The organism is Clostridium sp. AF21-20LB (assembly GCF_003478795.1).
GTDB classification, from domain to species: Bacteria; Bacillota; Clostridia; order Lachnospirales; family Lachnospiraceae; genus Otoolea; species Otoolea fessa.
Genome location: NZ_QUGD01000016.1, coordinates 23,141 through 36,390, shown reverse-complemented (window position 1 = coordinate 36,390; position 13,250 = coordinate 23,141). Strand labels below are relative to the sequence as shown.

9 protein-coding genes are annotated in these 13,250 nt (G+C 49.9%); all 9 read right to left on the bottom strand.

What is annotated here, in order from left to right; genetic code table 11:
• Positions 1–265: 265 nt before the first annotated feature.
• A complete protein-coding gene (gdhA, locus tag DWX76_RS09350) occupies positions 266–1,618 on the bottom strand; it encodes an NADP-specific glutamate dehydrogenase (RefSeq protein ID WP_117796258.1) in 1,353 nt (450 codons plus the stop codon).
• 435 nt (positions 1,619–2,053) lie between these two features.
• Positions 2,054–3,241, bottom strand: a complete 1,188-nt coding sequence (gltS, locus tag DWX76_RS09345) for a sodium/glutamate symporter (RefSeq protein WP_118469477.1) — start codon at positions 3,239–3,241, stop codon at positions 2,054–2,056.
• Positions 3,242–3,396: 155 nt separating this feature from the next.
• Complete coding sequence (locus DWX76_RS09340; RefSeq protein WP_022359963.1) at positions 3,397–4,242, bottom strand: DNA-binding domain-containing protein; 846 nt, start codon at positions 4,240–4,242, stop codon at positions 3,397–3,399.
• Positions 4,243–5,523, bottom strand: a complete 1,281-nt coding sequence (locus tag DWX76_RS09335; RefSeq protein WP_107000642.1) for a sensor histidine kinase — start codon at positions 5,521–5,523, stop codon at positions 4,243–4,245. It abuts the gene before it with no gap.
• Positions 5,524–5,830: 307 nt separating this feature from the next.
• Positions 5,831–6,979, bottom strand: coding sequence for a flavodoxin family protein (locus DWX76_RS09330; RefSeq protein ID WP_243022518.1), 1,149 nt, complete (start codon positions 6,977–6,979; stop codon positions 5,831–5,833).
• A gap of 36 nt (positions 6,980–7,015) precedes the next feature.
• On the bottom strand, positions 7,016–8,347 hold the full coding sequence (locus DWX76_RS09325) for a lactate dehydrogenase (RefSeq protein WP_118469478.1): 1,332 nt from the start codon (positions 8,345–8,347) through the stop codon (positions 7,016–7,018).
• Positions 8,348–8,414: 67 nt separating this feature from the next.
• Positions 8,415–10,235 carry a hypothetical protein gene (locus tag DWX76_RS14475; RefSeq protein WP_243022517.1) on the bottom strand — a complete coding sequence of 607 codons (1,821 nt, stop codon included), beginning with the start codon at positions 10,233–10,235 and terminating at the stop codon, positions 8,415–8,417.
• Positions 10,160–11,500: a hypothetical protein gene (locus DWX76_RS14470; protein ID WP_243022516.1), complete on the bottom strand. Its 1,341-nt coding sequence runs from the start codon at positions 11,498–11,500 to the stop codon at positions 10,160–10,162. Before DWX76_RS14470 ends, DWX76_RS14475 begins: the two co-directional genes overlap by 76 nt.
• Positions 11,463–13,241, bottom strand: coding sequence for a hypothetical protein (locus tag DWX76_RS14465; RefSeq protein WP_243022515.1), 1,779 nt, complete (start codon positions 13,239–13,241; stop codon positions 11,463–11,465). The genes DWX76_RS14470 and DWX76_RS14465 overlap by 38 nt, the downstream gene beginning before the upstream one ends.
• Positions 13,242–13,250: the final 9 nt, after the last annotated feature.

Sequence of the window (13,250 nt, the reverse complement as noted above, 5' to 3'; positions counted from 1 at the left end):
CCTCCCTGCTTGAACATTTACGTCTTAGATAGACTGTCAAAAATTACCATTACTATTTTATGTGTGGGAGGGAAGAATTATTCCTTGGCACGTTAGTGCCTTTTTGCGTAATAGGGAATTCCAAGGAATTTCCTATTACGCAAAAAAGACCGCTGATCCGGACTTCCTGTCACCAGGTTGTCCGAATCAGCAGTTCTTTTATGTAACTGCGTTATGCAATTATATTACTTATACATTCACTCCATATGGTATGGGGAACTACTGACTACCAGCAGATACCCTGAGCCATCATAGCGTCAGCAACTTTCTGGAAACCAACGATGTTAGCACCAGCTACCAGGTTGTAGCCTAAGCCGTATTTCTCAGCTGCTGCTGCGGAACCATCATGGATACCAGTCATAATCTGATGAAGTTTGGAATCAACTTCCTCTGCTGTCCAGCTGTATCTCTCGCTGTTCTGGCTCATCTCAAGACCAGATACAAGAACGCCACCTGCGTTAACAGCCTTGGACGGAGCTACTACCATGTTCTTCTGATCCATTAAGAATCTCAGAGCTTCGTTGGTAGTTGGCATGTTAGCTACCTCGATGTAGTACTTGATGCCGTTAGCAGCGATCTTCTTAGCCTCTTCCATACGAACATCGTTCTGAGTAGCAGCCGGCATAATGATGTCAGCCTTAACGCCGAACGGTTTCTCACCTGGGAAGAACTGTACGCCGAACTTGTCTGCGTAATCCTGAACTTTGTTACGTCCAGAAGCTCTCATCTCCAGCATGTAGTTGATCTTCTCTTCAGTTACAACACCATCTGGATCGTAGATGTATCCATCCGGACCAGACAGGGTAACAGCCTTAGCACCCAGCTCAGCCAGTTTCTTGCAGATACCCCAAGCAACGTTACCGAAACCAGATACAACAACGCTCTTGCCTTCGATTGTATCGTTCTCATGTTTCATAACAGCTTCTACATAGTAAACAGCGCCGTAACCAGTTGCTTCCGGACGAACCAGAGAACCACCGAAGGACATTCCCTTACCTGTGATAGTACCGTTCTCGAATGCACCGCGAAGTTTTCTGTACTGACCATACAGATAACCAATCTCACGTCCGCCTACACCAAGGTCACCAGCCGGGATATCTACGTCCGGTCCGATGTGACGATATAACTCAGTCATGAAGGACTGGCAGAATCTCATGATCTCGTTGTCGCTTCTGCCGTTCGGATCGAAGTCAGAACCACCTTTAGCGCCGCCCATCGGCAGAGTTGTTAAGCTGTTTTTGAATGTCTGCTCGAAGCCTAAGAACTTCATGATAGACAGGTTTACAGAAGGAGCGAAACGTAAGCCTCCTTTGTACGGTCCAATAGCGCCGTTGAACTGTACACGATAGCCACGGTTTACATGAACAGCACCGTTGTCATCAACCCACGGAACACGGAACTCGATTGTTCTCTCCGGCTCAACCATTCTCTCAAGAAGAGCTACCTTCTCGTACTCCGGATGTGCATCTACAACCGGACCCAGAGTAGATAATACTTCCTCTGCAGTCTGAAGGAATTCCGGCTCATGTGCGTTTTTCTCTTTGAGTTCTGCAAGAACTCTGTCAACATACTTGCTCATTAGATAATACCTCCTGATATGTATATAAGTTTGAATAGCTCACTCAACTATGGTTACCACTAATACTCGATGATATATTCATCTATCTTGTACAATTTTCCCTCTGGTTCCAAATCGTTTTTGTGAACTTTTCTGTTTCTGTAATGTATTATATATCATCTCTTCGGCAAAATCAAATAAAAATAGTCTTATAGATGTTATTATCATTTGCTTATGGAGTTATATTGTTCTTGATTATAACTCGGGGATGGACAACGAATGTGTCCTGGCACATTCGGGCGTCTCGCGCGGCCGCTTGCGACAACCTGCATCTTCGCGCGAGTACGTATCATTGGCACATTCGTTCCTTTTTGTGTGATAGAAAATTCCAAGAAATTTCCTATTACGCAAAAAAAGAGGCCTGCCCAAAAGCAGACCTCTTGAAATTCGCATCTATTAGCCCAGGAAGCTGATGAATCCTGTCAGGATAGTTGCGTTTACAAAGTCGATGAATAAGGAACCTACCAGCGGAACTACCATGAATGCAGTCGGAGCCGGACCATATACGCCGGTGATTGCCTGCATGTTTGCCATAGCGTTCGGGGTAGCACCCATACCGAATCCACAGAAACCACTGGTCATAACAGCAGCATCGTAGGATTTGCCAAGTACGTTGAATACAACGAAGTTTGCATAGAAGAACATAAGTACTGTCTGTGCAAGAAGCATAACTACCATCGGTACAGCCAGCTCAGCTAACTGCCACAGCTTCATATCGATCATAGCCAGACCCAGGAATACGGAAAGGGAAGCACCGCCCAGTGTACTGATCTCTTCCATCGGGATCTCTTTGTTCTGAACATCCATGATGTTACGGATGATAGCACCAACTAACATTGCGCCGATGTAGAACGGGAATGTCATAAACTTGCCAAGGAACATGGATACGATAGTACCAGCACCGATAGCAACGATTAAGTACAGAAGACCGTCAAGGATTCTAGCGGAATCGATTGCACCAGTCTCATCTGTCTCTACAGTCTCAGTCTTAGTAGCTGCCTCAGCAACTGCGGACAGTTTGTACTTACGGATCTTAGCAGTTGCGATAGGACCACCGATTACGCAGCCTGCAACCAGACCATAAGTAGCGGAAGCGATAGCTACAACGCTCGCATTTGCTACGCCTAATTCCTCAAGTAACGGTCCGAAGGAACCAGCAGTACCGTGACCACCTACCATCGGGATGGAACCGGTTGCCAGACCCAGACGAGGATCCAGACCAAATACGCTTGCCAGACCAGCCCCCAGAACGTTCTGAAGAATTACCATAACAGCTGACAGAGCCAGGAATACAACTGTCTGAACGCCGCCCTTCTTCAGCATACGGAAGGATGCTGTGAAACCTACGCTACAGAAGAAAGCTACCATGAATACGTTTTTAAGTGTCATGTCGCAGGAAATTTCCAGAATGCCCATGCCTCTTACGATGGTATGAACAATTGCATAAAGGAAACCACCAACTACAGGTGCCGGAATACAATACCGACGAAGAATAGAAATTTTAGCTACCAGAACACGTCCCAGTAACAGTACAAGTGCCGCAACTGCGGTTGCCTGATACATATCAAGCTCGATTGTCTTCATACAACTACCTCCAACCTATTTTTTTTTCTTGCTCGCAGGTGTATAATACTGTAGCCCCGACAAAAAACTACAAGATCCATCATAAAAACATAAAATTTTTATAACATTTTTTTAACTTATGATAAATAAATTGGAAAGTTTTGTAAATCTACCCGTTATACCTCACGATCTACCGCCAGCATCAGGCTGTCGATGAACTTTTTGATGCTGACTTTGCCGCCGTAACGGCGTTTACCGCGGATGTGATCCATCTCTGCCCGGATTTCCTCGAATGGGAACAGGGTGCTGGAGTATGCAGTAAAGGTTTCATTCATGAAATCCTCAATACCCAAATGTGCCAGGTTCGACATGCCGACCGCGATCGCACGGCGGACACGCTGCTCCATGTTCTTCGGCGCATCGCTCAAAAGCTCGCAGAGCTGACCGATGCTGACCTGGGAGATCGGGCGTCCGTTGTTGTGCAGATACTCGCAGATCCGAAGGATATCGTCGCCGCCCTTCTCGCCGGACATGCCGAGACGGTTTAAAATGTAAAGCACCTTTCTGCCGTAACCGTCATCTTTTTTCTTCTCCTTCGGCATATCCGCGATCTCTGCCATGAACATTTTCTTAATATTCGTCAGTGTTTTCTCATTCTTGATCTGCTCATCCACATTACGGATGACCGATTTTACCTCAATGATATTGATTGGCTTGCTGATGAAGAACTCAATGCCCGCATCGTATGCCTTGCCGATCAATTCTTTTGCCGCCACCTGGGAAATCATGATGCATTTTGCCTTGCAGCCTCTTTCCCGCAGTTCGCGCATGACCTGAACACCGTCCTTTTCCGGCATCAGGAAATCAATCAGAACCATATCCGGATTCTTTGCCAGGATATCATCCACATCCGCCGGCTGTCCCTCTGAAGTACCGCAGACAATTCCCAGATCATTATCTTCAATAATATCCTGCAGGACGCTGATCACTGACATATCATCTTCAACAATATAAATCTCCATTTACTCTATTTCCTCCAATTTCGCTATCGGTATCTCAATATGGAATTTCGTTCCTCTTCCCTCTTCCGAATCCACTGAAATACTACCTTCAAACTGCTCCTCTACCGCGTTTTTCACACCGCAGAGCCCGACGCCTCTATATATATTGCCGGTTTTTTCATCAAACTTCGTTGAATATCCCATATTGAAAATCCGTGGGAGATGTTTTTCTGAAATTCCCGGTCCGTCGTCCGCTACTTCAAACACATAATTACCATCTTTTTTGTACTCCCGAATCCAGATCATCCCACTTTTTTTCGTCGATTCGATCGCTTCCACCGCATTTCCTACCAAATTTTTGAGAATCGTCATAAGCTGGTAGTGTTCCTGCGTCATAAAATTGTCCCGGCAGTCAAACATCAGACGGATATCCAGCTTTTTCTCCGCCATGGTCCGGTAGGTGGATGATTCCAGAATCCGAAGAAGATCCTGCAGGCTCATCGTTTCCTCGTTCGACTCTTCCTCGATCGCCTCCTCAATGCCCTGAATGATGCGGATGTAATCTTTCTTGATCTCATGGACATCCCGCGCTATCTCAAGTCCCATCTGCTGCATTTCCCGTGGAAGATCCTTTTCCAGAATCTGCTCATAGAGCTTGTATGCATTGCTCATGACGCGCTCGATCTCCTCGGTGTTCTTATGCATCAGGTAAATCTCAGTCTTGAGTCCCGTTGTCATAAGAAATAACCGCTGATAACGGCTCTCATGATCCGCTTTCGTAAGAAGAAGCCGGTACTGCTGTTCTCCGATCAGTGCCAGTGCCACAAAAAGTGTGCGGACTGCAGCGATCATAAAAAGCTTTTGAATTATATCCGGTCCCGGCATCGCATTGTTTTTAAGAAGCGCCGCCAGGAAGTTTTCGAATATATTCGAGCATAAGTCACAGAAAAATGCCGCCGCAATCACATTTTCCAGATTCGCGATATGTTTATTCCGGATCTGCAGCTTGAACATCATGCCGTACACGATATAAAAGAATGCTCCGGGCATCGCAAGCTGTACCAGCATCTCGGATGGCATTCCCTGCAGATAATATATCACAATTCGGAACAAAAAAACAATGATCGACGTCACCGTACAGATCGTCATCGTGTGAATCTGGCTTCCGACTGTCATAATCAGCACCGGAAGCAGGATAACCGACGCTGACACACGGAAATTGTTGACAAATACGTTCCAATACAGCTGCGAAGTTATCGCTATGATAAAGCCTATCGCTAATGTTCGTCTCCAGGATTTCATTTCTGCCTTTCTCCCTCTTTAAACGGTTCGATTTCACATGGTCTTTAGCCTGAGTAAAACAGTTTTTACATATTCATATAGTATACTTAGTTTCATGAAATCTGTAAAGAATTTTATAACAGATGTGAAACTCTTGTTACTGTTCACACACGTGTGCCCAGCAACGGGATTTTGCCGATGCTACGCATTCCAAATCGGCAAAATCTGCTGCCGGAACTGTATCGTACGGAATTTTCAGTTCAAAAAATTCCTACCTGTGAACAGTTACAAACTCTCCCAGTGACGCTGCCCTGCTTATAACCCCTCTTTACCTATATAATAGCGTCTCCCGGATTCTCTCCGCAAACGCATTCATCCGATCCTCAATCCCCGGCAGCTGCATCGCTGCCCCGGCATTGTTTGCCGTCTCCATCATCGCAAACTGCCCCGGCAGATAGAAGGTTTTGTTCATATTTAACGCCGCGATAAGCTGTTCCGCCACGATATCGCTTCCGGAATAGCCCGACACAACCACCGCAAACAGCGCTTTGTCATAAAACCGCGTCGTCCGGAACAGCGAAGTCAGGCGGTTGATGAACGCAGTCAGGTTTGCCGACAGCGCATCGTTGTAGTTTGGACAGAGCATCACGATCGCATCCGCCTCGCGGACTGCCGGATAGACGTCCTCGACCATCACTCCACCGTAGAAGCAGCTTCCCTGCTCGCCAAAATGCAGGCACATCTTGTACGGGCATCCGGCGCAGTCGGAAAGCGTACCGTTTCGAAGCCCTATCTCCCGGATCTCCATCTCCGGGAGCTGTTCTTTCACCCGGTTCCAGATCGCGTAGGTGTTGGAGGTCTTGTGGCTTGACGCGTGCAATACCAATACTTTCGGACATTTTTTCCTGACGCAATCCGTTCCCAGTACTTCTTTGACCAGCCCCGCCGCGCTCTCGCGGTATGCCCCCATCAGATCGGTTCCAAGATTATTGGAAACGATCGTGTAATTGGAAAGTGTCCGCGTGCCTTCGACGAGCGGACGCCCCACGAACGCGCAGCCCGCGCAGTTAGCGGCAAACACCAGATCCTTCGCCGCCGATTTGGAATAGAGGTCATTTTCACTGTCCACCAAAAGCCCGCCGACAAAACCGTTCAGAAAATCCGGATGTTCCCGCAGAAAGCGAATCAGGCGGTAAAGCTCCAGGTTGATACCAGATGTGCCAAGCGGCACGGCAAACAGGATACGTCCCTGGACTGGATTTTTTCGATTCTGTGTCTTTTTCAGGCGCCTCCATCGGTTTACATAATCTTCAAACGTGCTGATTTCCGTCGCTGTCTCATAGACGTAGCCGTCCAGCGCATAGGATAACACCTCCGAAAGGCGCGCATCCGCACCTTTTTCCTCCTCGCGCAGATGGACGAGGAGGAGTGGCATTTCTTCTATATAAATATCTCCTTCTGAATTTGAATGAATCACTTGTTTTCGCTTCCTTCCTGCGATAAGACTCATTGATCAGACAATCCTTTTCAGATTTTCCTCCGCCGTCACAATCCGCTCATACAGCGCATCCGGCAATGGCAGAATTTCTGTTTCCAGACCATATTCGGTATAACGGTTTTTCACGCCCATGAAGATACCGCCCATGAAGACGGAACCGCAGTGCCATTCGCCGCGCATCATCAGAATCAGGGAGATTGCGCCGGAGGAATATGCCGGTGCGATAAACGGCTTGAAACCGATCGCGCGCATATGCAGGTTTGCCGTTACCGTCAGCTGGGTCAGTTCTTTTGAAAGCTCGTCGTTGTAATTCTCAATGGAATCTGCGATGACGAGATCCTGTCCATGCGGTCCGAAGGAACGCCCCTCAGTCAAAAACTGTGAAAACCGCCCGTCGCGCTTCGCATAATAAGCCGCACGCGCATTCATAACGCCCAGTCCGAAGCCCTGTACCTGTTCCGGGCGGAGTCCCTTTAAATCAAGGATGCCGTTTTCGTCCTTGTTGCTCTCCAGCCATGCCGTCTTTGCCAGCGGGTCAACCGGATCGGAGACAACGGCAAATAAGCCCTTGAAATGCTCGGCTCTCGCCTGTCTTGCATACTGCGCAACGATCTTGGAGTTATTTTCAAACTGGTACATCCGCACATCCTTGACACCGGAACCAACCGGCGGGATTCCCTTGGAAGCAACAAATACAAACACATCGCACTTAAAGAGGTCTTCCGGTTTTACCACATCGACCTCCGGCAGCGCGTCATATGCCCACGGGTACGCGATCTGGTTTTCCTCAAATTCCCAGCGTGCGGTCACTTTATCGGAAATATCACAGATGCCGATCGAACTGATGCAGTCGCCGCCCAGAAGATGAAGCCCGGTCAACAGCGTACTTCCGACGTCGCCGATCGCCAGCACATGGACTCTTTTCTTCGTTTTCTGCGGTTTTTCTGCCAAAATAGCCTCAAAATCCGGATGCAGGCGGTTGACTGCGCGCATCACGCCCTGAATGATCGCAGCTTTGACTGCCTCGTCAAGTTCGCAATTCACCTTTTCTGCCGCGCCACTCTCAGATGCACCGCTGCCTGCCGCTTTTTCCGTCGATTCTTCCAGCTTTTTCTTCATCGTCTCCGCCTGCGCTTCCAGCTTCCGGCTGCTTAACCAGGAAACATTCTCTGCCTCCTGGAATAAAAGCAGCGGCGAGTTTACCTTAAAAGAATCTCTTCCGGTTCCCGGCTCGCGTTCGAATAAGAATGTGAGCGGTGTGCCCGGGTGCGGCATTTCTGCCTTTTCGTATGATAAATTTCCATTGAAGGAACAGCAGATTTTATCTCCAATTTTATAATAGTACATATTGCATACCCCCTGCTCTTTTTTGATATCTTATATAATATTATTTTGCATTATTTGACATAATTTCTCACTTCCGCGTCCGATACAGCATCTCCAAATCATTTTCCAGATACACCGACGCTGCCAGATTCGGATCGTAGCTGACACACTCGCCTTTATCCGGGCAGAGCGGCAGGATGACCGCTTCAGACAAGCGGCTTAACGTCAGGTTTCTCGCAAACAGCGCCCGGTACTCGGATTCGAGCACCAGAAGGATGTTGCGCGCATTGCGGATGCAGCACGCAGAGAACTCAAACGCGGCTTCCGGCGTACTTCCCTGTACCGGCGGTGCGGCATACGGCAGGATCATATTGATCGACGGCGTCAGTCCCGCCACCTTCACGGTATCGCGGCGCACCGTATCTCCTCCAATGAACGGGTACAGTGTGGACTCGACAAACCAGTTCCGCAGGTTCGGAATATAATAAATACTGTCTACCGGCACGCCCTTCGTCGCCATCGTGTCGCGCCCATAGCCTGAAATCATACCTAACACCAATTTTTTGATTTCCACGCCCTCTTCACGCAGCATCGGCTCCAAGGCCTCGAAACGTCCGCCGTGATGCAGCAGATCATCCACCAGAATCACCGGGCGGTCAAAGGACTTGATAGCCTTGATCTGGCTTCGCAACGGCGAATAGTACGGGAACGCTTCGATCGACTTCTCTTTCAGCTCCGGATCGTACACTTTATCTGTATGCAGCGTCTTCGTCACCGTATTCGGAATAACTTTTCCTCGCAGGATCTTGCCGAAGGGCACGCACATCGCCCCGCCGAGGCGTCTCGGCGTCACTGGGTCACGCGGCACACCATTTAACGCCGTGATCCGTTCCACCAGACGGTGGTAAATCACGCTCGCCGACATCGAAAGAACCAGCTGTCCCGGATAGAAGCGCGTCATCGCCATCTGCAATTCCCGATGCGCCTTGTAGATCGCATCCAGAACGCGCGGATTGCTGGAAAATGGTTCTTTTAACGTTGTTTCCAGATTCTGCACTAATACAAGCGGCGCATGCATATCGACCAGATAGAGCGGCGCGTCTTCCGGGGATTCCGGCGCCTTCACAAAGCCCTGGCGGACCACCGCCGACAGCACGCGCTCCGGGCAGTAACCGTCTGCCGGGAAGAAAAGTGCATAGCCGCATTTATACTCAAAGGACCGTGCGATCGCCTCGGTTAAAAGCAGCTGTTCCGCGTCGTAGATCATCGGATCGCGCTCGACATAGATACCCGAAATCAGAAGAATCTCACCGTAGGTATGGCGGCGCACCTGATCTGCCAGACTGACCTGTCCCAGAACGGCAAACAGCTCATCCGGCGCCAGATAACGAAGCCGTGCCACTCCGACCAGCCGGTTTTCCTGCACGGTATTCCTAAGAAGCAGCAGCCGGTCGCCCGACTCCTTCATCGAATTCAACAGGTTCTCGCGATCTTCTTCGTCCCGCAGAACGAAATTCGAAATTTCCGCCAGAAGCATTTCATCCGGCATCTCCACCTCCTCATAGGAGATCGCACGCGCGCGGATATATGGTTTATATTCCGGCTCGCGCAGATACAGACCATTGTAATAGATATATTCCTGCACAGACGGGTCGATCAGGTTCGAAATATCCCGGTTCAGATCGACATTTTCACGGATTCTCGTCGAACTGATGTCCTCCAGATGCTCCGGAAGCTCCAGTTCCACGACCTTGCCGCTAATCTGATCCATCATCTGACGGTTGTATTTATTGTCCGCCTTGACATCCCCCACGCGGCGGAACGCGATGTGGTTCATCGAATGAATCGAATTTTTGACCGGTTTCTTCTTATAAGAAGAGGCATTGGCAATGACATCGCTGCCGACCACGATATACAGCTCTTTTCCGGAAATACCTCTCTCAGGCGTTTCAGATCCGCCGGATTGGCAATATTGACCGGAATCTCATCCGGGAACAGATTCACATGGAACTCATCCGCCACCGACATACTCACGATCTGACGGCGGATCAGATGCGGCTGCGCCTTTTTTGACCAGGAAAATTCATCGACCGCCAGAAAAACCTCATAGCCGCGATCGCGAATCTCGCGGACAATCTCCTTGTGTGACAGCGTAAACGGGTCAAATGTGCCTGGGAAGAATGCCACCTGGTTCCGCTCCTTGATCTCTAAATTGCCCTCGGTCATATGATACTGCGTGATGAACCGGTAAATATTAGAAAGGGACGCCGCACGATAAAATGCCGTCAGCTCATTTCCCTTATTTTCATTGAATAAGAACAGCATCTTGCGGAAGGACAGGGCGAACAGCTCTTTTTTCTCCCGGCACTCCATCCAGGATGAGCCGAAGACGGTCTGCCCCAGCACCAGCATCGCCTCCTGGCGCACCGACTCGCGGTAATTCGCCAGACCGCTGAGCAGGATGCCAAGCAGACGTCCGCGCCGTTCCTCGCATACCTCTTTTTCCTCCGCAAAGCGCTCTGGGTAGCACGAATACCGTTCCAGCAGCACGCCGACCGTATCAAGCGCAACCGAGACTATCTGGTCGTTTGCATTTGCCATCATGCCATGCAGGTAGGAAACGATCTCCTCCAGCTGTTCCGGCGGCAGCCACAGCGCCGCCTGCCCCAGATACTGCGGAATATATTTGGAAAATTCGTACTCACCGACTTCCAGCCCCTTCATCAGCTCAACCACGATCTCATTTCTCTGATCCGGTGTCAGAAGCCCGATGATGCGAAGCAGGGCGGTTCCGGCATCATGGCGCACGATCACGTGCTCGCTGACTTTTACAAGGTTTGAGAGATGCGCTGCGATATGCAGCATATGTTCCTGTTTACCATGCGCAATCTGATCGACAAGCAGCTTGATATTGGCCGACTTGATGACCCACGGCGTCGCTGTTTTAAGGTTATCCAGGAAAATATCGGAGACAACGTCGCGGTCATACAAAAGTTCCTGTTCTCTCGCCGTGTCCTCTCCGAGGTTACTTAACACGCGGTATTTGAGGAAGGTCATCGTGATATTGTCCTCAACCTGCGCCGCCTTCACGCACACGCCGATCTCGCACAGCACGGATGATCCGGCTGGTACGCCGTCAGAAGCTTGAAGCGCGCCACGATGCGATCCGCACATCCGGTTCCCCACTCTGCGACTCAATCAGGGCAAATTTTGCGATTTTCCCCAGTTCCTCTTCACTCAGCTTATCAAACGGCATGAAATGCACCGTATCCAGCAAAGAAAATGCCTCGCCCGGATCCAGCTCATCCGCCCGATCATACCAAACCAGAAATGCCTCCAGAAATTCCCGCAGATCGCCCGGCGTCGCATGATCAACCACCGATGCCAACACATTTTTCAGGTGATAACGGATGCGCCGTTTCTGCTGCAGCATCAGCTTGTGATCCGGCCGGATGATCATTTCCAGATATTGCTTCCAGATCTCCATCACCCGCTCCTCGGCAATATCCGGCATACCCGCCGGGCGCTCCTTGCGGTAACCGGCGTTGAACTGCGCGATCACATGTCCGAGCAGCCTCGCCGCCTGCGCGCGGATGTCGCCCTCGCGGTGCATCAGAAGCTCATATAAAAAGCCCAGCGTCTGCTCTTTCTGCTTGTCGTTTGTATATGTAAAATATTCACGGAAAATGTTTAAGTACGCGCGGACACTCTTCCAATCCTTCTCGCTGCGCGCCGCCTCGAGGAGATTGCCAAACTGGCGTTCCGCCCCCATCTGATGCATGACGCGGATATTATGCTCAATACCCATAAAAATGAGGGACTGCACCGTCTGCTCTGCGTTCCGAAGGGAAATATCCGGCAGCACCTCCGGCTTTTTCGGGTGTCCATTCAAATCCACATCCACACCGAGAGACCGCATATAATCCTCAAAATCATGCAGTTTGGAATAAACAAAGCGGTAACGGTTTAATTTGACCTCGTCCACGTTGTCGAGTTTCGAGAGGATGACGTTGAACGCCTCATCCAGATTGGAAATGTAGGTAATCTCACGCCCGTCGTCGCCGCGGCTCTGTTTTACACGGAAATCGGCATAGATCAGCACCAGGGATTCAACCGACAGGTTTTCCGGTTCCAGATCCCAGGTCGAATGGTTCGCCGCGATATGACCGATGTATTCCATCGAATGATTGTTAAACCACTGGTTTGTATAATAGTAATGAAGATACGGAACCCGCTCATTCGGCTTGCAGCCGAATTTGCCGAGATCATGACCTGCAGCCGCGCCCGAGGTCAGCGTCAGATCGATCGGAACACCCGCCTCGTAAAGCCCGCGTGCCACCGTCATCGCGACGTAATGCACGCCCGCGATGTGTTCCAGCGTCCGAAACGGCGTCACCTCCGCATTGAGGCGCATCATCTCATAGATGTATTCCTGTGCGAAAAACTTCTTGAAACGGCTGTATTCTGCCGCGCACTCAAAGCTTGAAGCTTCCTCATCACCCAAAAATGCAAAGTCCTCCATCGGTTTGTACGGAAGCACCGCCCGCTCGCGGTCAAACACGAACTGAAGCACTGCCAGATAGAACTCCGCACCGGCGGAAAAAGCGGCATTTTCCTTCTTAAACTCCGCATCCGGGTAGAGAATATGGCACACATACTGGTAGGTAAACTTCATCCAGCCCTCTTCCGGCTCATGCCCTAAAAGGCTTAACGGTTCCTCACAGATCTCGTAGACCGCCCGGCAGGAAATCCGCTTTTTGATCGGGAAAATATGGGCAAACTGCTCCTCCCAGTGTTCCTTGTTCATGAGCATCATGACATTTTTCCGGCTCAGTCCCGACCGGTCTAAAAAGTCTTTTTCACAAAGGCGCTCGGTCAGTTCCGCAGCCGCCTGACGTACCTCTTTTTTACTCATCCACATCCC

Excerpts from the sequence above, each read along its gene's own strand:
- DWX76_RS09340 (WP_022359963.1), bottom strand. The coding sequence starts at position 4,242 with ATGGAGATTTATATTGTTGAAGATGATATGTCAGTGATCAGCGTCCTG.
- DWX76_RS14470 (WP_243022516.1), bottom strand. The coding sequence starts at position 11,500 with ATGTGCGGATCGCATCGTGGCGCGCTTCAAGCTTCTGACGGCGTACCA.
- gltS (WP_118469477.1), bottom strand. The coding sequence starts at position 3,241 with ATGAAGACAATCGAGCTTGATATGTATCAGGCAACCGCAGTTGCGGCA.
- DWX76_RS14465 (WP_243022515.1), bottom strand. The coding sequence starts at position 13,241 with ATGAGTAAAAAAGAGGTACGTCAGGCGGCTGCGGAACTGACCGAGCGC.
- DWX76_RS09335 (WP_107000642.1), bottom strand. The coding sequence starts at position 5,523 with ATGAAATCCTGGAGACGAACATTAGCGATAGGCTTTATCATAGCGATA.
- DWX76_RS09325 (WP_118469478.1), bottom strand. The coding sequence starts at position 8,347 with ATGTACTATTATAAAATTGGAGATAAAATCTGCTGTTCCTTCAATGGA.
- gdhA (WP_117796258.1), bottom strand. The coding sequence starts at position 1,618 with ATGAGCAAGTATGTTGACAGAGTTCTTGCAGAACTCAAAGAGAAAAAC.